We start from the raw sequence: 25,150 nt of genomic DNA, 5'->3' as shown, positions 1-25,150 counted from the left end.
ATGCTCCCCGAACCGACCTCGGCGTACGGGTTGTGGCCGAAGGTGAAGGCCCTGTCCGGCTGGCCGCAGACCGATGAGGAGAAGGCCGTGGCACTGGCCGATGCCTGGACCCAGGCCGGTACGGCGTTCGACCGGGCGGCCACGTTCAGTACCGGACCCGGTGACGCGGCCTGGCCGGACTCGGCCGGCCGTGAGTTCTCCAGCAAGACGAACACGGCGGTCGTCAAGGCGTCGGTGACGAAGAGCGACACCGCTCAGCTGGGCCGGGCCGCGGCATCCTTCGCTCAACTCGTCACGGACCTGAAGCTGAACATCACCGCGACGATCGACGCGAACGTGACCGCGTACGGCGCCATGCTGATGCTGCCGCCGGCTCTGTACGCCGCGGCCGAACAGACCTTCGTGACCGTGCTGGCCAATCACGTGAAGACGCTGATGACGACCGCGGCTGCCCAAGCCGCGACGTACGGCGCGGTCAAGGTAGCCGCGGCGCCGAGCGCACCCGGCGGACCGAACGGCGAGCTGCCTGCGCTGCCGGGGCTTCCACCGGACGGCAGTACGCCGTTCCAGGTGAACGCCTGGTGGAACTCGCTGTCCGACGAGGAGCAGACTCGTTATGTGCTCGAGCACCCGGAGCTCATCGGTGGACTGAACGGCATTCCGGCCACGGTCCGCGACCGCGCGAACCGGGCCCAACTCGGCCAGCAGCGCGCCGGCCTGGAGGCCCAACTGCGGGAGATGGACGCCGCCGGTCCGCCGCTGGACGACAGCGGCTACGTCGACTGGTCCAACAAACGCAAGGAGCTGGTCGGCAAGATCGACGGCATCCAGAAGATCCAGGACGCCCTCAACTCCCAGCCCACGCAGGATCCGGCGACCGGGCTGCGCGATCCCGACAAGGACGGGTTCTTCCTGCTCGGCCTGGACACCACCGACGAGGGCCGCTTCATCGTTGCCCGGGGCAACCCGGACACGGCCGTCAACGTCGCCACGTTCGTCCCGGGCTCGCTGACCGATCTGTCCCAGTCCGGCACCCTGATGGGCCAGGGCGACGCACTGCACCGGGCTGCGATCAGGGCCGGCTCACCCAGCACCTCGGTCATCACCTGGATGGACTACAACTCGCCTGACTCGATCCCGAACGCGATCTTCCTGGACAAGGCCAACGAAGCCGCACCCCGGCTGGCGGAGTTCCAGCAGGGACTGCGGGCGACGCACCTGGGCCCGGTCTCCCACAACAGCCTGGTCGCCCACAGCTACGGCTCGACCGTCGCCGGGCTGTCGGCAGCCAACGGCAACAATCCGCAGGTGGACGAGATGATCGCCGCGGGCAGTCCCGGGATGGGCGTGCAGCATGCGACGGACCTGACCACCGGCCGCCAGCACACCTGGGTGATCGAACATCCCAAGGACATGGTCGCCGACACCGGCAAGGTGCTGCCCGGCCAGGCAGATCCCTCCGAGGACGGCTTCGGCGCGCGGGTCTACAACGCCGAGGACGGCGCACCGAGGCCGACCGGCACCGTGACGGTGCACACCGAGAACGGCGACGTCGTGCTCCCCACCGAGATCGACCAGAGCACCCACGACAACTACATGCGCGAAGGCAGCGGCTCCCAGGCCGGCCTCGACCGGATGGGCGACATCATCGCCGGCCGGACTCCTCCCAACTGAGTGCAACCCTTTTCGCCAGGATCGAAGAGCGTGGATTGTGATGTCAGTTTCAAACGCTTGATACAGAGCGCGCCTAATGTCCCGGGGAAATACAACGAACTCGGGAGGAAATGAAATGTCTTCGACCATGAGGGTCTTGGCGGCGGTAGCACTCGGGGTGGCTTCAGTGGGCGTGGGACCGGTGGTGGCGCAGGCTTCCACCGACAGCACGCAGGCGTTGAAGATCACCCGGATCAAATGTCACGCACAGGAGGACAACACCGGCGCGGACGACATTTATCTGACCGTCGACGGCACCGTGATCATGAATTCGATTCAGTTCACCAACGGCGACGACAAGGACATCGCCGATATCCCGATCGAGCAGGGCAAGGTGCTGACGGTGATGGAAGGCGACTTCCCCGACGACGACGACAACCTCGGCGCCAAACGCATCAACGGCCCCGGCGACTACGAGTTCACCGACGACGGCGCCCACTACACCGTCAGCATCGGCTGAGCCCGCCGTCCAGGCACGACACGAAGCCCAGCCGTCGCGACGGCTGGGCTTCTGCCCCTTTGGCTACAGGCCGCCGGCCGCACCTGGCAACTCCCGGCGGCGCCCTGAACGGTCGGGTCTCTATGGGCGCACTACGGAGACACAGACCCGGAACGAGCACCGCCGTTCGCTCTTAGAGGCTCGGTTCGACTGGAGCAACGAGTTCGGCGAGGAGTGCTTGGACTCGGGTGTCGATCTCGTCGCGAATCGGGCGGACGGCGTCAACGCCTTGACCAGCGGGGTCGTCGAGTTTCCAGTCCAGGTAACGCTTGCCGGGGAAGTACGGGCACTCGTCACCGCAGCCCATGGTGATGACGACATCGGATGCCTTGACGACGTCCTCGGTCAAGGGCTTGGGGAATTCCTTGGAGATGTCGAGGCCGAGCTCCGCCATGGCTTCGACGACGGCCGGGTTGAGCTGGTTGGCGGGCTGAGAGCCGGCCGAACGTACGACGACGCGGCCGGCGCCGTGGTGGTCGAGGAGTGCTGCGGCCATCTGCGAACGACCGGCATTGTGGACGCAGACGAACAAGACCTCAGGGATATCGGACACGACAAGGGCTCCTAGCGAGTGGTTGCAGGGTAGTAGCGGCTCTTTGCCCACAGGGACACAGACACGAGCGCGACCAGGACGGGGACTTCGATCAAGGGGCCAACGACCCCGGCCAGCGCTTGGCCGGAGGTGACTCCGAAGGTGCCGATGGCCACCGCGATGGCCAGTTCGAAGTTGTTGCCGGCCGCCGTGAAAGCGAGCGTGGCGGTCTTCTCGTAGCCGAGTCCGAGCCGACGGCCGAGCAAGAACGAGCCGCCGAACATCAGGATGAAGTAGGCCAGCAGTGGCAGGGCGATGCGGACGACGTCGAGTGGCTGGCCCGTGATGGCATCGCCTTGGAGTGCGAAGAGCATGACGATGGTGAACAGCAGTCCGTAGAGCGCGACTGGTCCGATCCTGGGCAGGAACGAGTTCTCGTACCAGTCCCGCCCCCGGGTCTTCTCGCCGATCGTGCGGGTGAGGTATCCGGCTGCCAGTGGGATGCCGAGGAAAACCAGCACGCTGATGGCGATGGCACCGATCGAGAACTCGGCGCTGGTGGTGGCCAGGCCGAGCCAGCCGGGCAGGATCTGCAGATAGAACCAGCCGAGGGCGGCGAAGGCGACGATCTGGAAGACGGAGTTGATCGCGACCAGTACGGCGGCCGCTTCGCGGTCACCGCAGGACAGGTCGTTCCAGATCAGCACCATCGCGATGCACCGGGCGAGCCCGACGATGATCAGTCCGGTTCGGTACTCGGGCAGGTCGGGCAGCAGGAGCCAGGCGAGCGCAAACATCAGCGCCGGGCCGATGATCCAGTTCAGGGCCAGTGACGAGACGAGGAGTCTGCGGTCGCCGGTGACGCGGCCGGTTTCGGTGTAGCGGACCTTGGCCAGGACCGGGTACATCATCAGCAGCAGGCCGATGGCGATCGGCAGGCTGACCGATCCGGCCTTGACCGCGTCGAGTGCGTCGTCGAGGCCCGGCACGACCCGGCCGAGCAGCAGACCGATGCCCATGGCAACGAGAATCCAGAGCGCGAGGTACCGGTCCAGGAACGAGAGTTGCTTGGTGACCGGCAATGTCGCGGTGCGGTTGACGGTGTCGGTCATGCAGTGTCTCCGGTCAGTTCGTCGAGCAGGTCCCGGACGCGGGCGTCGGTGTCGAGCAGGGCCAGTTCTTCAGCGGATGGAGGCATGACGAAATCTCCCGTGGGCAGGGCAAGCGGGTTCTCGGGTGACGGCCGGCGCTAGACGCTCAGGGATGCTTCCGGGACGGACAGCAATCGCGAGATCCATTCAAGCCGCGCAGGGATCGGCCAGTAATAGACCCAGGTACCGCGCCGCTCGCAGTCCACGAGACCGGATTCGCGCAGCACCCGCAGGTGGTGGGAGATCGTCGGGCCGGAGACATTGAAGTGTGGCGTGATGTCGCAGACGCAGACTTCTTCACCGGCTGAAGCGATGATCGACATCAGTCGCAACCGGATCGGATCGGCCAGCGCCTTGAAGGCCGCCGCGCCTTCAGTGGCTGCTGACTCGTTCAGCGGGGCCACCGAGATCGGGGTGCAGCACCCGCCTCCACGGTTGGCCGTCTCGGCCCGTTGTTTCGACATGCGTCTATCTTGACTTCCGTCTAACCAGGATGCAAGGTGGGCATCGTTGATTAGATGAACTTCTACATAGTGGTGTTGGGAGAGCGATCGTGAGTGAGCAGAACGTGACGGCTCCGGCGGGGCCTGTGGTCGTCATCGGTGCGGGTCCGGTTGGTCTTGCCGCCGCAGCGCACCTGGCTGAGCGCGGGGTTGATTTCCTGGTCCTGGAGTCGGGGCCGGGAGTCGCGGCCGCGATCGAGGAGTGGCGGCACGTGAAGCTGTTCAGCCCGTGGCGCTATGACATCGACTCCGCAGCGAAGCGGCTGCTGGAGCAGGCCGGCGGTTGGAGCGAACCCGACCTCGGCGCGCTGCCGACCGGTGGCGATCTGATCGATTCTTACCTCGAACCGCTGACCAAGACCCCTCAGTTGACCGACCGCATCCGGTACGGCGCCGAGGTCACGGCGGTGACCCGGTCCGGATTCGACCGGATCCGCACCGACGGCCGCGAGAAGGCGCCGTTCCTGATCCGTCTTGCCGATGGTACCGAGCTGCACGCCTCTGCTGTGATCGACGCAGCCGGTACATGGCGTCGCCCGAATGTCCTCGGCGGCTCCGGAATCCCCGCCCGAGGAGAAGCGGCCGCCGCCGACCACGTCGCGCACGCCCTGCCCGACGTGCTGGGCCGGGACCGTGAGCGCTTTGCAGGTCGTCGTACGGCGGTTCTCGGTGCCGGGCACTCGGCGTCGACCACCCTGCTAGAGCTGGGTGAGTTGGCCGGCGAGGTACCCGGAACCGAGGTTTTGTGGGTTGTTCGTGGCACTGACCAGGCGCGCACGTACGGCGGTGGCGAGGCCGACGAACTTCCCGCGCGAGGCGCACTCGGCACGCGACTCAAGCAGCTCGTGCAGTCGGGCCATGTGAGCTTGGTGAGCGGCTTCCGAACCGAAGAACTGGTCCCGACCGTCGACGGCCGCGTGGAGCTCGTCGCCGGTGACCAGCGCGTCGTCGTGGACACGGTCGTGAACTCGACCGGCTTCCGCCCCGACCACGACATCGTCGCCGAACTGCGCCTCGACCTCGACCCGATCATGGGTTCGACCCGCGCGCTCGCGCCGCTCATCGACCCGAACCAGCACTCGTGCGGCACCGTGCCACCGCATGGCGTCGATGAACTCACCCATCCTGAGCCCGGCTACTACGCTGTCGGTGCGAAGTCCTACGGCCGAGCTCCGACGTTCCTGCTGGCCACTGGTTACGAGCAGGCCCGCTCGATCGTTGCGGCGCTGGCCGGTGATTGGGAGGCTGCCCGCGACGTACAGCTCGATCTGCCCGAAAGCGGGGTGTGTTCCTCGAACCTCGCCTTCCCCGAGGACGAGTCCTCCCGCGGAGGCTGCGGCCCAGCGCCCCAGGCTGAAGAGACCCCCACTACATCGGCCGGTCGAGGCCTGGCCACCGGTATCAGCGGCGGGCTCCTGACCGTGATCGACAGCAACGCAACCAAGCAGTCAGGCTGCTGCAGCTGATGACCGCGCCTGTCTCCGCAGCCGGCCGGACCGGCCGCGGAGGCATCCGGCGCGAGGTCGTCGCGGCACTCGCGATCACGACGACCGTCGGCTACGGCGTCCTGTACTACGCCTTCAGTGCCCTGCTCGAACCGATGCGCACCGATCTGCACATCTCCACCACCACAGCAACCGGCGCACTGACCACCTCGGCCCTCACCTCCGCCGGCGCCACCGCGCCACTTGCAGCTGCAGCCCTGATCTCTGCCGTCGGGTACACCCCGCTGATCCTCACTGCGGCCGGTGGGTGCCTCCTTGCCAGCTTGGCGTTCGTCGCTGCTCACCACCTTCCATCACCTTCGGAGCGACAAGGACTTGCCTCTGACACCTAGGTACAGGTTCACCGGCGAGACATGAAACCCGAACCTGTAGTCGCGCTCTACACAGTCAAAGCCTTCCAGCGGTAGATGGGGCGGTCGTAGGCGACCTTGAAGCCGACGCGCTCCATGTTGGCCAGGGAGGAGTTGTGCTCGCCCGGTCCGGGCTTGCCGGTCTCGGAGGCGACCCAGCGGCAGCCGGCCGCGAAGGCGTCTTCGGCCCGGCGGGCCAGGATCGCGGACTGTGCGCCACGCCCCCGGTACGGCGGCAGCGTCGTACCGCTGACGCATTCACCGACCTCGCCGGCGATGACCAGGCCGCCGGTCGCGACCAGGGTGTCGCCGTCCCAGGCGCCGTACGCGGTGACGTTGGGCGCGGAGGCGAAGGCGGTGAGCAGGTCGGTCTGATCCTTCGGGATGCCGAAGACCTCGATCTGCAGGGCCGACCAGGTCGCAGCCTCGCCGGGCTCGATCACGCCGATCCGCAGGTCGGTCGGGACCGGGTCGACGGGGCCGGCCTCGCGGACGGCCTTCACCCAGGTGCCGCCGGCAACGATGCCGTGCTCGGCGCAGATCTCGGACCAGTTCGCCGGGAGCACCTCGGGGGCGAGGTGGAAGTTCAGCGCGCGGGCGTCGGCGGCGCGGGCGGTATCGAGGATCTCGCCGACCAGCGCACTGTCGATCGGCCGGTCGAAGCCGAACCCGGAGGCCCGCGACCAGTAGTCGATCGAATCGTTGCTCATCACAACGACCACGCCCTTGCCGATCCGCTGCCCGCTGATGCCGAGCGCGGCCAGCACCTGCGGCGTGCTCTGCGTGAGTGCCCAGATCATCTCGCCCTCGGCCCGTTCCAGCCGCTCAGTCAGCTCCATACCACTTACTCTAGCCAGTAAAGGAAGGCGAGGATCACTCAGTTCGCCAGACCTGGTGTGCACGGTCGGGCAGTGCTTTGAACCCGGCCCGCTCCAGGTTCGCCAGCGAAGGATTGTGACCATCCGGCGGCGGCTTGGCCGTGTCCGAGGTGACCCATGCGCAGCCCTGCGCGAACGCATCCGCGATCCGCCGCGCGATCAACGCCGTCTGCACACCACGTCCCCGGTACGCCGGCACCGTGGCGCCGTTGAGAAACCGCCCGACCGCGCCCGTCACATGCAGCGACCCGGTCCCGATGAGCGTCTCCCCGTCCCAAGCCCCGTACGCCGTCACTCCGGGCCAGTCCGTGTAAGCCTCCAGCATCGCCCCGAAACTGGCGGACTCCATCCCGAACACCGCCAGCTGCAACTCCGCCCAAGCCGTCGCATCCGAAGGCCCAACCGGCTCGATCCGCAGCCCGGTGGTCGGCACCGGTGCAACCGGCCCAGCCTCACGAACGAGCCGAACCGTCGTGCCACCAGCAGTCAATGAATGCTCAGCACTGATCGCATCCCAGTCGGCCGGCAACGCCTCCGGCGCGATGCTCAGGTTCGCCGTCGTGCACCCGGCCGACCGCAGATAGTCGAGCACCTCGCCGATCACGCCTGAGTCGACCGGCCGGTCAAGACCGAAGCCGGCCGCCCGGGACCAGAACAACGAGGTGTCTCCAGGCGCAGCCAGTACGGCGACCTGTCCGAACCGGCACCTGGTGAGCCCGAGGGACTCCGGGCCCGGCCCAGAGTCCCCACCAAGCTGCCAGACGAACTCCGCCTCGGCTCGTTCCAGTAGATCCATCACGCCGGAGAGACGATATCCGGCGCTTCCAGGCGGACCTTGTCCGCGGACTCGTCATCGGGCTGATCCTGCGACGCCCGCTCGGACTCGACCCTGCGCAGGTAGAACGACACCTCGCGCTCGATCGCCTTGTCGTCCCAGCCAAGGACCGGCGCCATCAGCCGGGCCGCGGCCTCGGCGGCAGCGACCCCACGGTCCCAGGCCTCGATCGAGATCCGGGTCCGCCGAGCCAGTACGTCGTCCAGGTGCCGGGCCCCTTCGGCCTTCGCCCCGTAGACGACCTCGGCCTTCAGGTAGTCCTGCGTGCCGGGCAACTGCTCACCCAGCGACGGGTCCTCCTCGACCAGCGCGAGCACCTCGTCGATCAAAGCGCCGTACCGGTTGAGCAGGTGCTCGATCCGGGCAACATGCAGACCGGAGCGTTGCGCGATCAGGTGCCGCTGGTTCCACAGCGCCTGGTAGCCGTCCGCGCCGACCAGGGGCGTGGTCTTGGTGACCGACTTCGGCACTCGTCCGTCCAGTGCCGCCGCGGCCGCGTCGATCGCGTCCTTGGCCATCACCCGGTACGTCGTGTACTTGCCACCGGCAACAACCACGAGACCAGGTGCGGCGTGCGCGACGACGTGTTCACGCGACAGCTTCGACGTGCTCTCCGACTCGCCGGCCAGCAGCGGCCGGAGTCCGGCGTACACGCCCTCGACGTCCTCGCGGGTCAGCGGGGTGACGAGCACGGAGTTCACGTGGTCGAGCAGGTACTCGATGTCCTTGCTGGTCGCGGCCGGGTGCGCCTTGTCCAGGTTCCAGTCGGTGTCGGTGGTGCCGATCAGCCAGTGCCGGCCCCACGGGATGATGAACAGCACCGACTTCTCGGTGCGCAGGATCATCCCGGTGCTGGACTGGATCCGGTCCTTGGGCACGACGAGGTGGATGCCCTTCGAGGCGCGCACGTGGTACTGACCGCGCTCCCCCACCATCGCCTGCGTGTCGTCGGTCCAGACACCGGTCGCGTTCACGACCTGCTTGGCGCGGACCTCGAACTCGCGCCCGCTCTCCAGGTCCTTGGCCTGTACGCCGGTGACGCGCTCGCCCTGACGCAGGAAACCGGTGACCTTGACCCGGTTCGCGACATGAGCGCCGTACGTTGCTGCCGTCCGCGCGAGCTCCATCGTGTGGCGGGCGTCGTCCACCTGCGCGTCGTAGTACAGGAGTGCACCGACCAGCGCCGACTTCTTCAGCGACGGAACCAGTCGCATCGCGCCGCGCCGCGTCAGGTGCTTGTGGATCGGCAGGCCCGCGCCGAGACCCGAGCTGACGGCCATGCCGTCGTACAGGGCGACGCCGGCGCCGGCGTAGAACCGCTCCCACCAGCGGTGCTGGAGCGGGTAGAGGAACGGCACCGGCTTGACCAGGTGCGGTGCCAGGCGTTGCAGGAGCAGGCCGCGCTCCTGCAACGCCTCGTGCACCAGTCGGAAGTCGAGCATCTCCAGGTAGCGCAGACCACCGTGGATCAGCTTGCTGGAACGGCTGGAAGTACCGCTCGCGAAGTCGCGGGCCTCCAGCAGTCCGGTGGTCAGGCCCCGGGTCGCGGCGTCGAGTGCCGACCCGGTGCCGACCACCCCGCCACCGATCACCAGGACGTCCAGCTCTCGTCCGTCGGCCATCGCGTCGATCGCGTCGGCCCTTGCTTGCGGTGACAGAGCCACTACCGCCACTGTGCTGCCTTCCTTCCGATTACTTAGCTAGCTGAGTACTGGTGATCTAGTCGACGTCGACCCAGTCAAGAGTGCGCGAGACGGCCTTCTGCCATCCGGCGTACCCCTTCGCGCGCTGCTCGTCGTTCCACTGCGGCTCCCACCGCTTGTCCTCGTTCCAGTTCTGGACGAGCTCTTCCTTGTTCTTCCAGAACCCGACCGCCAGGCCGGCCGCGTACGCCGCACCCAGGGCCGTGGTCTCGGCCACGACCGGCTTGCTCACCGGTACGCCGAGGATGTCGGCCTGCATCTGCATGGCCAGCTCGTTGGCCGTGACACCGCCGTCGACCTTCAGCACGTCCAGCGTCACGCCGGAGTCCTTCTCCATCGCATCTGTCACGTCCTTGCTCTGGTAGCAGATCGCTTCCAGTGTTGCGCGCGCCAGGTGAGCGTTGGTGTTGAACCGCGACAGCCCGACGATCGCGCCGCGGGCGTCGGAGCGCCAGTACGGCGCGAACAGGCCGGAGAACGCGGGCACGAAGTACACGCCACCGTTGTCCGGGACCGTCCGGGCCAGGTTCTCGATCTCGCTCGCACCGGAGATGATGCCGAGCTGGTCGCGCAGCCACTGCACGGCCGACCCGGTCACCGCGATCGAACCCTCCAGCGCGTAGACCGGTGCCTCGTCGCCGAACTTGTAGCACATCGTGCTGAGCAGACCGGCCTTCGACCGGACCAGCTCGGTGCCGGTGTTCAGCAGCATGAAGTTGCCGGTGCCGTAGGTGTTCTTGGCCTCGCCCGGGTTGAAGCAGACCTGGCCGACGGTCGCGGCCTGCTGGTCACCAAGGTCACCCGTCAACGCGACCACGCCACCGAGCGGGCCGTTGACGAGCGTCTCGCCGTACTTGTTCGGGTCCGACGACGGCCGGATCTCGGGCAGCATCTGCCGCGGGATGTCGAAGAAGCTGATCAGCTCGTCGTCCCAGTCCAGGGTCTCGAGGTTCATCAGCATGGTCCGGCTGGCGTTGGTGACGTCGGTGATGTGCACACCACCGTTGACACCGCCGGTCAGGTTCCACAGCAGCCAGGTATCGGTGTTGCCGAAGACCGCGTCCCCGGCCTCGGCGGCGGCGCGAACACCGTCGACGTTCTCCAGGATCCACTGCACCTTGCCGGCCGAGAAGTACGTCGCCGGCGGCAGCCCGGCCTTCTGCCGGATCACGTCGCCCTTGCCCTCCCGCTCGAGCGCCGAGGCGATCCGGTCGGTCCGGGTGTCCTGCCAGACAATCGCGTTGTAGTACGGCCGGCCGGTCTTGCGGTTCCAGACCACGGCCGTCTCGCGCTGGTTGGTGATGCCGAGCGCCGCCAGGTCGCTGGCATGCAGACCGTTCGCGTTCAGCGCCGTCTGGATGACCGAGCTGGTCCGCTCCCAGATCTCGGTCGGGTTGTGCTCCACCCAGCCGGCCTGCGGCAGGATCTGTTCGTGCTCGAGCTGATGCTTGCCCACCTCGTTGCCGGAGTGGTCGAAGATCATGAAGCGGGTGCTCGTGGTGCCCTGATCGACGGCACCGACGAAGTCAGCCATTAGAACTCCTCACAAATCGTCATGCGGTCTTCTCCTCAGGAATGCGGCCCGGCTCTTCGTCCTCGTCCGCGATCGGCAGGTTACGCCCGACCAGCAGGTCGTAGAGGAACGCGCCGACCAGCGCGCCGATGATCGGTGCCACGATCGGCACCCAGAAATAGACGTCCCCGAACTGATCCTTGAACGCCCCTCCGTACCCGGTGAAGAACGACGCCAGCCGCGGTCCGAAGTCACGGGCCGGGTTGATCGCGTACCCGGCGTTGGTTCCCCACGCCATCCCGATGGCCACCACCAGGAGGCCCACGATGAACGGTGCGAGGTTGGCGGCCGGCGCGGTGTTGCGCAGGTCGGTGATGGCCAGGATCACCATCATCAGGATCGCCGTACCGATGATCTGGTCCCGGAAGCCGCCCCACAGGTGAACGCCGAGATCCATGCTGCCGTTGCCCGGCAGGGTGGAGAACACCCCCTGGGTCTTGATCGTCAGTCCGGGGTCGACCTTGTTGAGTGCCTCGGTGTAGTTCCACCGAACGACCAGCGCCGCCAGGAACGCGCCGAGGAACTGTGCCACCGAGTACGGCAGCACCTTCTTCCAGCTGAACCCGCGGAACGCCGCCAGGGCGATCGTCACCGCCGGATTCAGGTGCGCGCCGGTCATCCGGCCCGCCACGTAAATACCCAGCGTCACACCGAGTCCCCACGCCCACGCGATCGAGTCGTGGTCGCCGATCCCGCCGGCCACCACCTGCGCCACCACTCCGCAGCCGAACAGGATCAGGATGAACGTGCCCGCGAGCTCGGCGGAACACTCCCCCAGAAGGGTTTTCGCTTTGACCGCTTCGGTCGTAGCCATACCGGCTAGCCTCCCTTCCTTGCAAGACAACCGTGACGACCACGGCTGGCTGGAATCTAGGAGCATGCGGCGGCCACCACAACGGCCGCCGTTCGACATTGTCGAACGGGACCACCTCGCCACTGGTCTGCGACACACGGTAACCCAACGGCAACCTGGAGCGACGGTTTCCGCCTGATCCAACCCTTTGGGACAGTGAACCCGTCAGGGCGAACGACACAGCACGCCCGATGGAAGGAGCCCGATGGGCGAGGAGTTCGCCGAGTTCGCTCGCGGGCGGCACGGAGCCCTCTACCGGTACGCGTACCTGCTCGCCGGTGAGCGCGGCCTGGCCGACGACCTGGTGCAGGAAGGCCTGATCAAGACGTACGTCGCCTGGCGCCGGATGCGCGACCCCGCCGCGGCCGAGGCGTACACACGCAAAGTGATCACCACCACCGCGATCGACTGGTGGCGGCGCAAGTCGTGGCACGAGCGCCCACACGACATCCTGCCCGACGTGATCGCCCCCGCCGACGACACCGGCACCCGGCTGTGGCTCTGGCACGAACTGCTCAAACTGCCGCCGCGCCAGCGTGCCGCCCTCGTGCTGCGCTACTACGAGGACCTGACCGAGGTGCAGACCGCCGAGGTCCTCGACTGCTCGGTCGGCACCGTGAAGAGCCAGGTGTCGGTCGCGCTGCGCAAACTCCGCGACCGGCTCGGCGACCAAGTCCTTTCCCTGGACATGACAGGAGCCCTGCAGTGACCGACCTGCTCAAAGACACATTCACCACCCAGGCCGCAGGCTCCGAGCCGCCACCACTCGACCTCGACGCCCTCATCGCCACCGGCAGCCGCCGCATCCGCCGGCGCCGCGTCGGAGCAGTCCTCGGTACGGCGTTCGCCGTCGCGGCCGTGGTCGCCACCAGCCTCGTCGTGGTCCGCAGTACCGTCAACGAGCCACCGGTCGCGGGACTGCCGTTCAGCGAGGCCCGTCCGACGTACGCGGTCAACGGCGTGATCCACTTCGGCGACGCGAAGATCGACACCGGCGCCAAACAACTCGACCGCCTCGTACGGACCAACCTCGGCTTCCTCTACACCGAGGCCGGCAGCAACACCCTCCACCTCGCCGACGGCCGCACCACCCGCACAGTCGCCACGATCGAGCCAGGCAGCAAGTTCTACGCCGCCGGCGACTATGCCGCCTGGGTCACGTCGGGGGTGAAGGGCACCATACCCGTCCTCACGAACCTCCGGACGGACAAGGCCGAGTACGACACGGAGCCTCCGCCGAAAGACAGCAAGCGCTTCGAGTGGTCCCAGGTCGTAGGGTCCGGGCTGATCGGAGTCGACGACCGGGCGGCCTATATCGGCAGAGCATCAGAAGTCTTCGGGTTCGCCCTACCCGCCAAGCCCAGCACCAGTGTTGTGGAACTGCCGAAGGGCGCGGTTTCGACCGTCGCGGCCGGCGCCGGTCGCTATGTGTTCCTGGCACCCGGCCCGGAGAACACCGGCAGATACGTCTACCTCCGCACCGACACGACACCCCCGGCTCCCCAGGCGCTCGAGGCGTTCAACGGCTCGCCCGAACAGCTGTCCGCCAGCATCTCTCCCAAGGGCTCCTACGTCTCCCTCACAGCGGACGGCGCCTCACCGCACCTGTACGACGTGACGGGTCACCGGATCCAGATTGGGCAGGAGTTCCGGATGTTCGGGCAGTGGTTGTCGGACGACACGTTCGTCGCCGTCGCCGGGAACGATCTGTCCACATGCTTCTTGGACGGGACGTACACGACCTGCACCGTCATCGCCCGCGACATCGCCCCGCACGGCGAGCGGTTGACCCTGTCCGCTAACTGAGCGCGCCATTTAGCTAAGCAGGCGCGCCATTTAGCTAAGCAGGCGCGCCATTTAGCTAAGTAGGAAGGCGCCCGCCGGCCCGCGCACCGTCGCGGTCAGGCCGGCGGGCCCTTCGGTGACGGGCAGGTCGGCTGACAGCGCCCGCAGGACCGAGCGGACCTCGTCGGCCTGCGGGTGCGTGGCGCGGAAGTCGAGCAGCTCCACGACCGGCAGGTTCGTGGCCGGGTGCGTGGTGTCCTCCCAATCGATCAGGAACGGGACGACACCGTCGTACGGGGAAGGCTCGGTCCCCGTGACCCGCCAGCTGAGCACGTCACCGGCCGGCGTCGTCCGCGACCCCGGGAAGATCTCACCCAGGTCGGCACCGGCCGCGCGCGCCGCGGCCAGGGCGGCCTCGAGGTCCGTGGGATGGATCGCCCAGGTGAGAAGCCGCTCACCGCTGACGTCGAACATCGACACCTCCGACGCCTGCGGATCCGGTCCGATGAACTCCAGGTACGCCGGACCTCCCAGCCCGACGAGGTAGTTCCGCGTCCCCCACGCCTCGTGCCGACCGCCCTCGACCGGCCGGACGCCGGTCGCGGCGGCGAACCGCTCGACGGTCGCGAGGAGATCGGGCGTCGCGAAGACAAGATGGTCGAGCAGCGCGGCAGTCATGGTCAGACCGTAAAGCGTTCGCAATGTTCGGTGCCAACCTCCGCGGCCAGATCGGCGTCTCGCAGGTGGACGTCAAATCGTGAGGGGGCTGGGGATGAACGGGATCTCACTGCTCGGCGGGTGGTTTCCGGCGACGCTAGAGGTACTTGCAGTGGGGTTGCTGATCGTGGCGATCGGGTGGCGGGACCGTCGGTGGCGGGTGCGGATCCTGCCCCTGGTGATCGGGCTCTCCGCGGTCGGGGCGCTGCTGGCGTCGTACCCGGGCGCAGCGCTGGCCGGGATCACCGATCCGCTGCCGTTCGGGGTGTGGCTGTGGCTCGGGGTCGGGCTGACCGCCCTCGTCGTCCTGATCGCAGGTTGGCGTAGTGCGCGGTGGTGGCGGCGTGGGGTCGCAGTGCTCGCGATCGGGATGGCGACGCTCGTCTGCGCGAACCAGATCAACCAGTTCGTCGGCTACTACCCGACGGTCGACTCGGCGCTGAACGACTTCACCGACACGCCACTGCCCGGACAGGTGTCGATGACCGGGCTCGCCCACGATTCCGGCGGTCACACGCTGCCGAGAACGGGCAAACTCGTGTCGGTCAACATCCCGGCGACGTACAGCGGGTTCGACCACCGCGCCGAACTGGTCTACCTGCCGCCGGTCTGGTTCCGCAGCGCCAAGCACCACCCCGCACTGCCCGTGGTGGAGGTCATCGGCGGCGAACGCGGCGCGCCCGCGGACTGGGTGCGGCTCGGCAACGCCGTCAACACGGCCGACGCGTATGCCCACAAACACCACGGGGTTGCACCCATACTGGTGTTCGTGGATGCGACCGCGTCGTTCGACAACGACACCGAGTGCGTCGACGGCCCCCGTGGGAACGCCGCGACGCACCTGGCACGCGACATCCCGCAGTACGTCGAGACCACCTTCGGCGCCTCCCGCAACCCCGCGCAGTGGGCGGTCGCCGGCTTCTCGATGGGCGGCACCTGCGCCATCGACCTGGTCGTCGAGCACCCGGACGTGTTCACCCATTTCGTCGACATCTCCGGCGACCTGGAGCCGAACAGCGGCGACGACCACGACACTTTGGTCCAGTTGTACGGTGGCGACGTGGCGTTGGAACAGGCCAATGAGCCGCTCAAGGTGATGCATGCCCACGGCAAGTACCTGGGCGTGAGCGGCATGTTCCTGACCAGCACCGCCGAGAAGACCCACCAGCGGGAGGCGCACATGCTGTCGAAGGCGGCAGCCAAGGTCGGCATCCCGACCACGGTGCAGGTCTCCCCCGGATCGCATGTCTGGCAGTTCGCCGGCCCGGCGTTCGCCAAGTCCTTTCCCTGGCTGGCCGGCCAGCTCTCCGCACACCACAGGTCGGCGTGACGCGCAGACTCCTCTACTTCCTCGTCACGCTCGCGCTGGTCACCACGACCGCCGCAGCGGATGCCCGCCCGATCCCGCTCCAGGTCCCACCCGGCAACCTCAGCGTGCTGGCACTCGGTGACTCCGTCACCTCCGGCTACCAGTGCTACTGCGACGCCTTCCCAGCCGCGTACGGCGACCTGCTGGCGAACAAGACCGGCACCGGAGTCACCGTGCACAACCTCGGCGTCGGCGGACTCGACTCCGGCGGCCTGCTCGACGACCTCGACCGCTCCAGCTCACAGATGGCACAGGCCGCCACCGACGCCGACTACGTCCTGCTCACCATCGGCGCCAACGACTTCGCCGACCACGAGGACGACGTCACCGCCGGCCGCTGCACCACCGAATGCGTCACCGAGGAGCTCGCCGACCTGAGCACCAATCTGCAACAGATCGTCGACCGCATCGACGAGCTGGACACCCATCGCACGCCCGAGGTCCTGATCACGGGCTACTGGAACGTCTTCAAGGACGGCGAGGTCGCCCGCAGGCTCTACCCGCTCGACGGTCAGAACGCGACGCTCGCCCTGACCCAGGCGACCAATCACGTGATCGCCGAGGTCGCGCAGGCCGCGCACGCGACGTACGTGGATCTGTACACGCCCTTCGAGACCGCACCCGACATCACCAACCTGCTCGCCGACGACGGCGACCACCCGAACGCGGCCGGGCACGCGCTGATCGCCAACCTGCTGCTCAAGGCCACACCAGCTCCCCACAAGCTAACTGGCTGAAGTCCTTCCACGACGGGCGGTCACGAACTAGGGTCCCCTCGAACGGTGTATTGAGCGACACGACCCCCGCCGCCCCCGAGGGAGTGACCATGCCTCATCGCAATCTGCTGCGCACGAGCTCCCCCGTTCTCGTCGGCCGGAGCGAAGAACTGCAGGTCCTGGTCTCGACCGTGCCACGCCGCTCGACGGTCGTGATGATCGAAGGCGAAGCCGGCATCGGAAAGACCCGCCTGGTGGACGAACTGCTCGCCCATCCCGAGCTCGCCCGGCTCAAGGCCCTCGTCGGCCACTGCCAGCACCTGCGCGAACCCTTCCCGTACGGCGCAGTCATCGAGGCACTGCGGTCCCTGGCCGGCACCAAGCTCCACACCATCAGCCCGGTCGCCGGAGCACTGCGCCCGCTCCTGCCCGAACTGGCCGACCTGCTACCGCCCCAGCCCGAACCCATCGGCGACCCACACGCCGAGCGGCACCGCACCCTGCGCGCAACCCGCGAGGTCCTCGCCGCGATCGGCCCCGCCGTCCTGGTCATCGAAGACCTGCAATGGGCCGACGACGGCACCCGCCAACTGCTGCGCTTCCTGATGGCCGACCCGCCACCCAACCTGTCGGTCGTGATCACCTACCGCCGCGAAGATCTCGCCGGCCACCTCCCCCTCGGTACGGCGTACCGACCGCCTGACCACGTGGCCGGGATCCTCCTCCAACTCCGCCCACTCGACGTCGACGCCGTACGGGTCCTGGCGGCCGCCATCCTGGAACACGAACCGGTCAGTGAAGAGTTCGCCGATCGCCTGCACGAACGAACCGCCGGAATCCCCTTCGTGGTCGAAGAGCTGCTGCGGTCGCTGCACGGCACGGCCGACCGGCTCCCCGACGAGGTCGAGGTCCCGGTGCTCCTACGCGACGCGTTCGCCGACCGCCTCGCCGGCCTCCCCGAACTCGCGCACCGCGTCGTCCACGCCGCCGCGGTCCTCGGCGTACCGGCTGGGGTTGAGCAGTTGTCGGTCGTCGCTGCCATCGATCCTGAGCACGCCGAGCTGGCCCTCATCCAGCTCGCCCGCGCCGGCGTACTGCACGAGACCCGGCCTAATCAGTACGGCTTCCGCCATGTGCTCGCGCAACAGGCTGTGTACGACTCCCTCGAAGGACCGGCCCGCCGCCAGCTGCACCTGAGCGCGATCGCCGCCCTCCGCGACACCGAGCCGCCACCACTCGTGCAGCTCGCCGAACACAGTCGCCGCGCAGGCCGCCGTACCGATTGGCTCCGGTACGGCGAGGAGGCCGCCGACCGCGCCACCGAAGTCGGCGACCCCGCCGTCGCTACCGGACTGCTCCAGCAGCTGCTCGCCGAACCCGACCTTCCGACCAGCGAGGTCGACCGGCTCGCCACCAAACTCGGGTCGGTCGCCTACGCCGGTCTCGACCAGCACGATCCGGTCACCACCCTCGAGCGCGTCCTCAGCGACCACCGCCTGTCGACCGCGGCCCGCGGCGAGGTCCGGCTGCTGCTCGGCCGACTCATGGTCCGCCAGAACGGCGGCCGGATCGCCGAGGCCCGCGTCACGATCGGACAGGCCGTCGACGAACTCGCCGAGCGCCCCGACCTCGCCGCCGGCGGCGCAGCCCTCCTCGGTACGACGTTCATCGGCGACACGCCCTTGGCCGAACAGCTCCCGTGGCTGGAGCGAGTCGAGGACTACCTGGCCGGCTGCGACAACCTCGAGGTCCGGATGTCGTTGCTGGCCAACGTGCTCGGCTCCCGGCTCGCGATCGGCGAACCCGACGTACTGTCCAAGCTGTCCACCCTCCCCACAACCGTCGAGTCACCGGCCGAACGGCGCCAGCTCGCCCGCACCCGCTGCAACCTCGCCGACTCCTGCACGACGATCGGCCACTTCGAGAAGGCCCGTGACTTCCTGACCAGCGGAGTCCGGCTGGCCGCGGAGGCCGGCAGCCCCTTCGTGGTCAGCACCGCGCGGTCCACGGAAGTCCGGCTCGACTGGTACACCGGGAACTGGTCCGGCCTGGCCGAACGCGCCACCCGCCTGCTCGCCGAATACCGCGACTTGTTGCCAGTGGCAAGCGAACTCTGCCTCGTCCTCGGCTTCCTCGCGATCACCCGCGGCGAATGGCCGGCCGCCGCCGAACACCTCAGCCGCACCGGCGTCGACAGCCCGCAGGACTCGATCACGCCGATCGCCATCGGCGGCTTCGCAGGGTTGGCCCGGATGTGGCTCGCACAGGACGACCTGGTCGCCGCCTCGACCAGCGTCGAGCGCGGCCTGCACCTCGTGCGCCACAAGGGCATCTGGGTCTGGGCCGCCGACCTCGCACCCGTTGCCGTGAGCACCTTCCTCGCCACCGGCCGCACTCTTGAAGCCGTCGCCCTCGTCAAGGAGTTCGCGGCCGGGATCGCAGGTCGGGACGCGCCGCTGGCCCATGCGGCGCTGTCGTCGTGCCGTGGCGAGCTCAGCGACGACGGCCGGTCGCATTACCGCGAGGCCGAGGCCGCTTACCGCGCTCTGGACGCGGTCTACCTCGCCGCGCTCGCCTCCGAACGAGCCGATACGCGGGACCTGCCCGCGCTGGCCGACTGGTACGACGTACTGGGTGCGACTCGTGATGCGGCGCGCTGCCGCTACGACCTGCGCTCCCGCGGCACACCCGCTCCATCCCGCCGCGGCCGCCGGGGCTACGGGCTGGAGCTGTCACCGCGGGAGCAGGATGTGGCCCGGCTTGTCTCGCAGGGACTGACCAACCGCGAGATCGCCGAGGTATTGTTCCTCTCCCCTCGCACGGTCGAACAACACGTCGCGAAGGTGCTGCGCAAGCTCGGCGCGGTCTCCCGCGCCGAGCTCGGCCGCGTTACTGGGTGAAGCAGAAGCCTTGCGCACCCACGCCCCAGCACTGGATCTGCTTGGTCGTGGAGTTGCTCAGACCGGCTCGGTCGGTGACCTTCAACTCCGCCGTGTAGGTCTTCTGCGTGTTGGGGTAGGTGTTGGACGTCGTCGCACCTGACCCGGTCTTACCGTCACCGAAGTTCCACGCATACGACGCGATGTCGTTGTCCGGATCGGTTGAACCAGTGCCGTTGAAGCTGCACACCGCCCACTGACACTGCACCGTGAACGACGCCTTCGGCGGCTGACCCGCGGGCGGCGCACCAGCCTGCACCTGCTTCGTGGTGTTGCCGGTCTTCCCGGCGGTGTCCGTCACCGTCAGCTTCACGGCGTAGCTGCCAGCCGTCGCATAGGTGTGCGAGGGGGTAGCGCCGGTACCAGTCTGGCTGTCACCGAAATCCCACGCGTACGACGCGATCGACGGACTCGACGCGGACCCGTCGAACGAACACGTCAGGGAGCTGGCGCAGTTCGCAGTGAAGGAGGCAGTCGGACCGCCCGGCTGACCGCCACCGATCTTGCTGACGTCGAGCAGCTTGTTCGGCGAACCGGCGCCCGGGTTCTGCACCTTGCCTTCCTGAGCCATGTTCACCAGCGCGTCCCGAACCTGCTGCGGCGTCGCACTCGGGTTCGCCGACAGGTACAGGGCGGCTGCTCCGGTCACGTGCGGCGTGGCCATCGACGTACCGGACATGCCTTTGCTGCCGTTGTTGTTGGAGTTGCTGGCCGAGGTGATGTTGCCGCCGGGCGCGAAGAGGTCCACGCAGGACCCGATATTGGAGAAGCTCGACCGGCTGTCATTGGAGTCGGTCGACGCGACAGTGATTGCCTCCGGCACCTTGGCCGGGCTCGGCGTACAGGCACTACCGCCGTTGTCGTTGCCAGCAGCAACTGCCCAGACGACACCGGAAGCGATCGATGCCTTGACCGCCCGGTTGACGCCCTCGGGGTCGGCGTTGGCGCCGCCGGAGGTCCAGCTGGCGTTGGCCACTGCGGGCTTGACCGCGTTCTGGGTCACCCAGTCGACACCCTGGATCGAGTCCGCGTCAGGGGCGTTCCCATCACAGCCGAGCACCTTCACGCCGATCACGGTGACGTCCTTGGCCACGCCGTACGTCTCACTGCTCGACGTACCGGACGTATGCGTGCCGTGGCCCTGATCGGTCGGGCTCTTGCACTCGTTGACGTTCGCGTCCTCGTCGACGAAGTCGTACCCGGACTTGGCCCGGCCCTCGAACGCGACGTGGTCAGTGTTCAGCTCGGAGTCGGTGTTGTAGACGGTGACACCGGTACCAGTGTTCGGGTACTTGTAGACGCTGTCCTTGACCCCGTCGATGCGGTCGAGACCCCACGACGGCGGGTTCGGCTGCTCCCCGGCGGTCGGTGCCGCGAGACTGCGAGCGATAGTGGCCACGCTGGCGCCGTACGCGTTGCTCTTGGCATCGGCCCGGTGCACCCACAACGACTGCTGGACGAACTCGACCTTCGGATCGGCCGCGAGCCGGCGCGCCTGCCCGTCCGACATCTTCACGGCAAAGCCACGCAGGGCCGCCGAATACACGTTGCGGACCTTGCCGCCGTACCGATCAGCCAGTACGCCAGCCTCCGCGCTGACGGTCGGCATCGCGGCCGGGGCGAGCGACGTACCGCCGTACAGGCCGACGATGTACAGACCGGGGACGGTGTCGGGCGCACCGGCATTCAGAACGGTTCCGGTCGGCGCCGCCTGGACATTGCCGGCACCGGCCACGACCAAGGCCAGGGTGCTGACGAACAGCCCAATGGACTTTCCTCGCATGGTTCCTCCTTCGGATCTGCAGCCACTGTCGAGCTGAGCCCTGCGCGGAACAATCCGTAGTGGGATAGGTAGTAATAGATGCGTACCCCTACGGACCCGTGCGCGGATTGTTCGCGCTCCGGCCGTTGGCGATCCTGCGGTCATGAGACGACTACTGGCAGCCCTCACCGCACTGATCGCCTTCAGCCCCGGACTCGCGCACGCCGCCCCACCGTCGTACGAGGCGACCCCGCCCAACCAGAACCCGCCCACCACCCAGATCATCGGCGGGCAGCAGGCCTCCGTCGCCGACTACCCCTTCGTCATCGCGATGCTCCGCGAAGGCGGCACCCGGCCCCAAGGCCAGACCTGTACGTCGGCCGTCGTGGCGCGGCGCGTGATCGTCACCGCCGCGCACTGCAAGAACGGCGACGGCGCGAAGTCGATGCTCTACGGCTCCGACGACCTCACCAAGCCCGGCGGCACCAAGCTCGCGGTCAAGGAGTACCTGCAGCACCCGAACTACCAGCCCCCGAACGGCTGGCAGCAAGGCTGGGACGTCGGCATCGTCGTCACCGAGACCGACATCCCGATCCCGGCCGGCTACAAGTACCCGCGGGTCGCCGACTCCTCCGACACAACGTTGGATGACCCGGGCAAGAAGGCGCTGCTGCTCGGCTACGGTCGCGTGCGCGACGGCGAGAACGAGTTCGGCCACCTGAAGAAGGTCGAGAACTTCCCGCTCGTCGACGGCCGCAACACCTGCGGCTCGTTCGGTTCCTTCAACGACACCTACATGATCTGCGGCGGCTACGCCGACGGCCACGACGGCATCTGCCAAGGCGACAGCGGCGGCCCGATGCTCGTCGACGGCGTCATCGTCGGCGTCGCCTCCTGGGTCAAGACCGGTTGCGGTAGCTACGGCGCCTGGGGCAAACTCACCGGCGTGATGGGCGACTGGGCCAACGAAACCATCAAGAAGTACAGCGACCCGGACGCCCCGACTGCCTCGTTCACTGCGAACTGCGCCAGCTCGCTGACGTGTTCGTTCGACGGCTCCGCGTCGAGTCCGTCGATCGCGTCGTACGCGTGGGATTTCGGTGACAGCCAGACTGGTACCGGCGCTACGCCCTCGCACACCTATGCGACGGCCGGCTCTTACACGGTGAAGCTCACCGTCACCGACACCGCCGGCAAGACGGGCTCGACCACCAAGCAAGTCCAGGCCGGCGCACCCCCGGCCGGTCAGCCGCCTCGCGCTTCCTTCACGGTGCAGTGTCAGTGGGCGGTCTGCAGCTTCAACGGCACTGGTTCATCCGATCCGGACAACGACATCGCGTCGTACGCGTGGAACTTCGGTGACGGTAAGACCGGGTCGGGTGTGACGACGACCAACACCTACCCCAACACCCAAAAGACCTACACCGCCGAACTGAAAGTTACTGACCGCTCTGGCCTGAGCAACACCACCACCAAACAGATCCAGTGCTGGAGCGTTGGCACCCAAGGCTTCTGCTTCACCCAGTGAGCCCGCCGCGGCACCCCTCTCCGGGTGCCGCGGTTGGCTTTCCCTTGCTCACAACGCAAAATCCCCAGCGGTTACTCAAGATCTCTTGTACAACACCCATTGCAGAGAACTATCGCTGATACTCGCCGCTGAGCTGACCTCAATCGCGACCGAAGTCCCGTACCGCCGGCACGAACACCAACCGCTCGCCTCCCTCACCGCCAGCGGCCCCATCTCCCTCCGCTCCCCCATCAGGCGAATCCTGCTGGCGCCAAAAGAGGCCAGAGCTAGCGAAAGTTGCCCGATGGCGCTGAATTCGGGGTTTTGGCCGGTGCCGGGCGATACGGTCGCGACATGGCGGCTGCACAAGCTATCGAGCTGGAGATCGCCGGCAGGACGGTACGGGTCAGTAATCCCGACAAGCCGTACTTCGCCGACCGCGGTCTGACCAAGCTGGACATCGTGACCTTCTTCATCGCGGCCGGCAACGGCATTCTCGGCGCGCCGAGTAGCCCATGACTGTGATCGTCAGGCCGGCGCGGGTGGATGACGCCGACGCGATGGCCCGGGTGTTCGTCGACTCGTTCCGGGCTGGGCACCAGGGGCAGATCCCGGAGAACCTGCTGCAGTCCAGGACGTACGAGACGTCAGCCGCCGCGTGGCGACGGGACTTGACCGCGCCCTCGCCCGGCGAGTACATCTCGGTCGCGTCCAGCAGCGGCGAGGTGGTCGGGCTCGCGATGGTCGGCCCGCCCCACCCCTGGGCGGACGACGACACCGCCCGGAGCGAGGTCCCGACGGCCGAATGCTGGGCTCTGTACGTCGATCCGTCCCGCCAGCGGGAGGGAATCGGCCGCCTGCTGATCGGCGACATCTCCCGTCACGTGGCCGGCCAGGGGATGCGCCGCCTGCTGGTGGGAGTGCTCACCGCCAACGCACCAGCCCGGGCCTTCTACGAATCCCTCGGCGCCGAGCTGATCGGCAGCCGCCTGAACCTCGACGAGGGCCAGGCCTTCCCCGAGTCGGTCTACGCCTGGTCCGACCTCCCCGCCCTAGGTCTCTAGAAGGTCCGGAAGCGCCGGTCTCTAGAAGGTCCGGAGGCGCCGGTCTCTAGAGGGTCCGGAGGGCGCCGCCGTCCACCGGGATCATGGCGCCGGCGACTGCGGCCGCGACCGGAATCCGCTCGCTTGCGGGAGCCGGTCGGCGATCAGCTCGGGGACGCGTAGCCGAGCGCGCGGGTGATCGCGGTAGCCGCGAGCCTTCCACCAGCCAACTGAACGTCGGAGTGCACGTCACCCCCCGCCTGCTCCCCTCCTACCCAGGGCGTTCAGCCGCAGGCCGGTCTCCAGCACGCAGCCCACTGCGCTCCCCCGGCGTCCGATCAACGGGGCGCGCATGGCGGCGATGCAGGTCCCTGGTCCGCCTCACCCCATGGACCGAAGTCAGCCCCCTCGCTCAACCGCGTGAGACGCCTGGGCGGTTCGGGCGGTTCGGGCGGTTCGGGCGGTTCGGGCGGTTCGGGCGGTTCGGGCGGTTCGGGCGACAGATCTTCTCCCCACATGGCACGCGTGGCCGCACGAACATCCGTTGCCGCCAGCACCGAACCCTCGCCATCACCACTCTCACCACTCTCACCGCTCCCAGCCCGGCCGCACAGGCTCCCACCGATCCCAGCCGCACCCAATCCATTCACTCCACGCTCATCCACGCCGCGCTCATCCACGCCAGGCTGATTCACGCTGGACTGATGCACGCCGGACTGACCCGTCCTGGGCTGCTCGGTACTGGGCTCACCCGCCCTGGGCTGCTCGGTACTGGGCTCACCCGCCCTGGGCTGCTCGGTACTGGGCTCACCCGCCCTGGGCTGCTCGGTACTGGGCTGACCCGCCCTGGGCTGCTCGGTACTGGGCTGCTCGGTACTGGAGTAGCCGGTGCGGAGCTCATTGGTACCAGACGCGCAGGCCGCAGCATCCGCACGCGCGGCGGGCAGTGACGGCTCGGGTGAGGGCCCTGCGGGTAGTCGACGTCGGCGCGACGGCGGCTCGGCCCACATTGGTCTAGCGACGTGGACCTGGCCGTTGGTGATGGTGACGACCCACTTGCCGGCGTGCAGATCGACATGGTGAAGGCGGCACAGCAAGACGAGATTGCTGACGGCCGTGATACCGCCGTCGATCCACGAGATGAGGTGGTGCGCATCGCACATGACCGGTGGAGCGCCACACACGACACAACCACGATCCCGGGTATTCAAGGCATG

The 25,150-nt window shown here is 67.9% G+C and carries 23 protein-coding genes and 1 pseudogene; 13 read left to right on the top strand and 11 right to left on the bottom strand.

What is annotated here, in order from left to right:
• On the top strand, positions 1-1,674 hold the full coding sequence (locus ACFVWG_RS17910) for an alpha/beta hydrolase (RefSeq protein WP_391544407.1): 1,674 nt from the start codon (positions 1-3) through the stop codon (positions 1,672-1,674).
• A 184-nt stretch (positions 1,675-1,858) separates the two neighbouring features.
• Positions 1,859-2,173 (top strand): hypothetical protein, encoded by a 315-nt coding sequence (locus ACFVWG_RS17905; protein ID WP_391544406.1) that lies wholly within the window; start codon positions 1,859-1,861, stop codon positions 2,171-2,173.
• Positions 2,174-2,345: 172 nt separating this feature from the next.
• Here the strand turns inward: ACFVWG_RS17905 and ACFVWG_RS17900 are convergent, their stop codons facing one another.
• The 3 genes from ACFVWG_RS17900 to ACFVWG_RS17890 all read right to left on the bottom strand — a co-directional run bounded on the left by ACFVWG_RS17900 (position 2,346) and on the right by ACFVWG_RS17890 (position 4,359).
• Positions 2,346-2,765 (bottom strand): arsenate reductase ArsC, encoded by a 420-nt coding sequence (locus ACFVWG_RS17900; protein WP_391544405.1) that lies wholly within the window; start codon positions 2,763-2,765, stop codon positions 2,346-2,348.
• 11 nt (positions 2,766-2,776) lie between these two features.
• Positions 2,777-3,856 (bottom strand): ACR3 family arsenite efflux transporter, encoded by a 1,080-nt coding sequence (arsB, locus tag ACFVWG_RS17895; protein ID WP_391544404.1) that lies wholly within the window; start codon positions 3,854-3,856, stop codon positions 2,777-2,779.
• 137 nt (positions 3,857-3,993) lie between these two features.
• Positions 3,994-4,359, bottom strand: coding sequence for an ArsR/SmtB family transcription factor (locus ACFVWG_RS17890; protein WP_391544403.1), 366 nt, complete (start codon positions 4,357-4,359; stop codon positions 3,994-3,996).
• Positions 4,360-4,448: 89 nt separating this feature from the next.
• On the opposite strand from ACFVWG_RS17890, the gene ACFVWG_RS17885 reads away from it, so the two are divergent.
• Together ACFVWG_RS17885 and ACFVWG_RS17880 are read left to right on the top strand one after the other, a co-directional pair.
• A complete protein-coding gene (locus ACFVWG_RS17885) occupies positions 4,449-5,864 on the top strand; it encodes an FAD-dependent oxidoreductase (RefSeq protein ID WP_391544402.1) in 1,416 nt (471 codons plus the stop codon).
• Positions 5,864-6,235: a hypothetical protein gene (locus ACFVWG_RS17880; RefSeq protein WP_391544401.1), complete on the top strand. Its 372-nt coding sequence runs from the start codon at positions 5,864-5,866 to the stop codon at positions 6,233-6,235. Before ACFVWG_RS17885 ends, ACFVWG_RS17880 begins: the two co-directional genes overlap by 1 nt.
• A 47-nt stretch (positions 6,236-6,282) precedes the next feature.
• Here ACFVWG_RS17880 and ACFVWG_RS17875 read toward each other — a convergent pair whose 3' ends face one another.
• From ACFVWG_RS17875 to ACFVWG_RS17855, 5 genes are read right to left on the bottom strand one after another with little or no spacing between them, the layout of a single operon-like run.
• Positions 6,283-7,092: a GNAT family N-acetyltransferase gene (locus ACFVWG_RS17875; RefSeq protein ID WP_391544400.1), complete on the bottom strand. Its 810-nt coding sequence runs from the start codon at positions 7,090-7,092 to the stop codon at positions 6,283-6,285.
• Positions 7,093-7,126: 34 nt separating this feature from the next.
• On the bottom strand, positions 7,127-7,927 hold the full coding sequence (locus ACFVWG_RS17870) for a GNAT family N-acetyltransferase (RefSeq protein WP_391544781.1): 801 nt from the start codon (positions 7,925-7,927) through the stop codon (positions 7,127-7,129).
• The gene (locus tag ACFVWG_RS17865; protein ID WP_391544399.1) at positions 7,927-9,639 is read right to left on the bottom strand and encodes a glycerol-3-phosphate dehydrogenase/oxidase; all 1,713 of its coding nucleotides are present in this window, start codon (positions 9,637-9,639) and stop codon (positions 7,927-7,929) included. The genes ACFVWG_RS17870 and ACFVWG_RS17865 overlap by 1 nt, the downstream gene beginning before the upstream one ends.
• Positions 9,640-9,685: 46 nt before the next feature.
• Positions 9,686-11,203: a glycerol kinase GlpK gene (glpK, locus tag ACFVWG_RS17860; protein ID WP_391544398.1), complete on the bottom strand. Its 1,518-nt coding sequence runs from the start codon at positions 11,201-11,203 to the stop codon at positions 9,686-9,688.
• A 19-nt stretch (positions 11,204-11,222) separates the two neighbouring features.
• Positions 11,223-12,056, bottom strand: coding sequence for an MIP/aquaporin family protein (locus ACFVWG_RS17855; RefSeq protein ID WP_391544397.1), 834 nt, complete (start codon positions 12,054-12,056; stop codon positions 11,223-11,225).
• Between the two features lie 244 nt (positions 12,057-12,300).
• Between ACFVWG_RS17855 and ACFVWG_RS17850 the strand changes: the two genes are divergently transcribed.
• Complete coding sequence (locus tag ACFVWG_RS17850; RefSeq protein WP_391544396.1) at positions 12,301-12,804, top strand: SigE family RNA polymerase sigma factor; 504 nt, start codon at positions 12,301-12,303, stop codon at positions 12,802-12,804.
• On the top strand, positions 12,801-13,901 hold the full coding sequence (locus ACFVWG_RS17845) for a hypothetical protein (protein ID WP_391544395.1): 1,101 nt from the start codon (positions 12,801-12,803) through the stop codon (positions 13,899-13,901). Before ACFVWG_RS17850 ends, ACFVWG_RS17845 begins: the two co-directional genes overlap by 4 nt.
• Before the next feature lie 51 nt (positions 13,902-13,952).
• Here the strand turns inward: ACFVWG_RS17845 and ACFVWG_RS17840 are convergent, their stop codons facing one another.
• Entirely contained in the window at positions 13,953-14,558 is a 606-nt protein-coding gene (locus ACFVWG_RS17840) for a VOC family protein (RefSeq protein ID WP_391544394.1), read from the bottom strand.
• Positions 14,559-14,652: 94 nt separating this feature from the next.
• Between ACFVWG_RS17840 and ACFVWG_RS17835 the strand changes: the two genes are divergently transcribed.
• From ACFVWG_RS17835 to ACFVWG_RS17825, 3 genes are all read left to right on the top strand, one after another.
• The gene (locus ACFVWG_RS17835) at positions 14,653-15,927 is read left to right on the top strand and encodes an alpha/beta hydrolase-fold protein (protein ID WP_391544393.1); all 1,275 of its coding nucleotides are present in this window, start codon (positions 14,653-14,655) and stop codon (positions 15,925-15,927) included.
• Positions 15,924-16,703, top strand: coding sequence for an SGNH/GDSL hydrolase family protein (locus ACFVWG_RS17830; protein ID WP_391544392.1), 780 nt, complete (start codon positions 15,924-15,926; stop codon positions 16,701-16,703). Before ACFVWG_RS17835 ends, ACFVWG_RS17830 begins: the two co-directional genes overlap by 4 nt.
• 89 nt (positions 16,704-16,792) lie before the next feature.
• On the top strand, positions 16,793-19,582 hold the full coding sequence (locus ACFVWG_RS17825; RefSeq protein WP_391544391.1) for an ATP-binding protein: 2,790 nt from the start codon (positions 16,793-16,795) through the stop codon (positions 19,580-19,582).
• On the opposite strand, the gene ACFVWG_RS17820 is transcribed toward ACFVWG_RS17825, so the two are convergent.
• On the bottom strand, positions 19,572-21,404 hold the full coding sequence (locus ACFVWG_RS17820; protein WP_391544390.1) for a S8 family serine peptidase: 1,833 nt from the start codon (positions 21,402-21,404) through the stop codon (positions 19,572-19,574). The genes ACFVWG_RS17825 and ACFVWG_RS17820 overlap by 11 nt on opposite strands.
• Before the next feature lie 142 nt (positions 21,405-21,546).
• Between ACFVWG_RS17820 and ACFVWG_RS17815 the strand changes: the two genes are divergently transcribed.
• From ACFVWG_RS17815 to ACFVWG_RS17800, 4 genes are all read left to right on the top strand, one after another.
• Entirely contained in the window at positions 21,547-22,911 is a 1,365-nt protein-coding gene (locus ACFVWG_RS17815) for a PKD domain-containing protein (protein ID WP_391544389.1), read from the top strand.
• Between the two features lie 333 nt (positions 22,912-23,244).
• Positions 23,245-23,409: a hypothetical protein gene (locus tag ACFVWG_RS17810; protein WP_391544388.1), complete on the top strand. Its 165-nt coding sequence runs from the start codon at positions 23,245-23,247 to the stop codon at positions 23,407-23,409.
• On the top strand, positions 23,406-23,954 hold the full coding sequence (locus ACFVWG_RS17805; protein ID WP_391544387.1) for a GNAT family N-acetyltransferase: 549 nt from the start codon (positions 23,406-23,408) through the stop codon (positions 23,952-23,954). Before ACFVWG_RS17810 ends, ACFVWG_RS17805 begins: the two co-directional genes overlap by 4 nt.
• A 683-nt stretch (positions 23,955-24,637) precedes the next feature.
• Positions 24,638-24,883, top strand: coding sequence for a hypothetical protein (locus ACFVWG_RS17800; RefSeq protein ID WP_391544792.1), 246 nt, complete (start codon positions 24,638-24,640; stop codon positions 24,881-24,883).
• A 156-nt stretch (positions 24,884-25,039) separates the two neighbouring features.
• On the opposite strand, the pseudogene ACFVWG_RS17795 reads toward ACFVWG_RS17800, so the two are convergent.
• Positions 25,040-25,096 (bottom strand): annotated as a pseudogene (locus ACFVWG_RS17795) (hypothetical protein); the annotation flags it as partial.
• Positions 25,097-25,150 lie beyond the last annotated feature (54 nt).

The organism is Kribbella sp. NPDC058245, assembly GCF_042882005.1.
Lineage (GTDB): Bacteria > Actinomycetota > Actinomycetes > Propionibacteriales > Kribbellaceae > Kribbella.
The sequence above is the reverse complement of the archived record's forward strand: the minus strand, read 5'-3'. Positions and strand labels throughout refer to the sequence as shown.

What these genes read in the sequence shown, in the direction of transcription:
- arsB (WP_391544404.1), bottom strand. Translation starts at nt 3,856, where the DNA reads ATGACCGACACCGTCAACCGCACCGCGACATTGCCGGTCACCAAGCAA.
- ACFVWG_RS17870 (WP_391544781.1), bottom strand. Translation starts at nt 7,927, where the DNA reads ATGGATCTACTGGAACGAGCCGAGGCGGAGTTCGTCTGGCAGCTTGGT.
- ACFVWG_RS17890 (WP_391544403.1), bottom strand. Translation starts at nt 4,359, where the DNA reads ATGTCGAAACAACGGGCCGAGACGGCCAACCGTGGAGGCGGGTGCTGC.
- ACFVWG_RS17880 (WP_391544401.1), top strand. Translation starts at nt 5,864, where the DNA reads ATGACCGCGCCTGTCTCCGCAGCCGGCCGGACCGGCCGCGGAGGCATC.
- ACFVWG_RS17840 (WP_391544394.1), bottom strand. Translation starts at nt 14,558, where the DNA reads ATGACTGCCGCGCTGCTCGACCATCTTGTCTTCGCGACGCCCGATCTC.
- ACFVWG_RS17810 (WP_391544388.1), top strand. Translation starts at nt 23,245, where the DNA reads ATGGCGGCTGCACAAGCTATCGAGCTGGAGATCGCCGGCAGGACGGTA.
- ACFVWG_RS17875 (WP_391544400.1), bottom strand. Translation starts at nt 7,092, where the DNA reads ATGGAGCTGACTGAGCGGCTGGAACGGGCCGAGGGCGAGATGATCTGG.
- ACFVWG_RS17855 (WP_391544397.1), bottom strand. Translation starts at nt 12,056, where the DNA reads ATGGCTACGACCGAAGCGGTCAAAGCGAAAACCCTTCTGGGGGAGTGT.
- ACFVWG_RS17835 (WP_391544393.1), top strand. Translation starts at nt 14,653, where the DNA reads ATGAACGGGATCTCACTGCTCGGCGGGTGGTTTCCGGCGACGCTAGAG.
- ACFVWG_RS17805 (WP_391544387.1), top strand. Translation starts at nt 23,406, where the DNA reads ATGACTGTGATCGTCAGGCCGGCGCGGGTGGATGACGCCGACGCGATG.
- ACFVWG_RS17820 (WP_391544390.1), bottom strand. Translation starts at nt 21,404, where the DNA reads ATGCGAGGAAAGTCCATTGGGCTGTTCGTCAGCACCCTGGCCTTGGTC.
- ACFVWG_RS17800 (WP_391544792.1), top strand. Translation starts at nt 24,638, where the DNA reads ATGCACGCCGGACTGACCCGTCCTGGGCTGCTCGGTACTGGGCTCACC.
- ACFVWG_RS17815 (WP_391544389.1), top strand. Translation starts at nt 21,547, where the DNA reads ATGAGACGACTACTGGCAGCCCTCACCGCACTGATCGCCTTCAGCCCC.
- ACFVWG_RS17910 (WP_391544407.1), top strand. Translation starts at nt 1, where the DNA reads ATGCTCCCCGAACCGACCTCGGCGTACGGGTTGTGGCCGAAGGTGAAG.
- ACFVWG_RS17850 (WP_391544396.1), top strand. Translation starts at nt 12,301, where the DNA reads ATGGGCGAGGAGTTCGCCGAGTTCGCTCGCGGGCGGCACGGAGCCCTC.
- glpK (WP_391544398.1), bottom strand. Translation starts at nt 11,203, where the DNA reads ATGGCTGACTTCGTCGGTGCCGTCGATCAGGGCACCACGAGCACCCGC.
- ACFVWG_RS17825 (WP_391544391.1), top strand. Translation starts at nt 16,793, where the DNA reads ATGCCTCATCGCAATCTGCTGCGCACGAGCTCCCCCGTTCTCGTCGGC.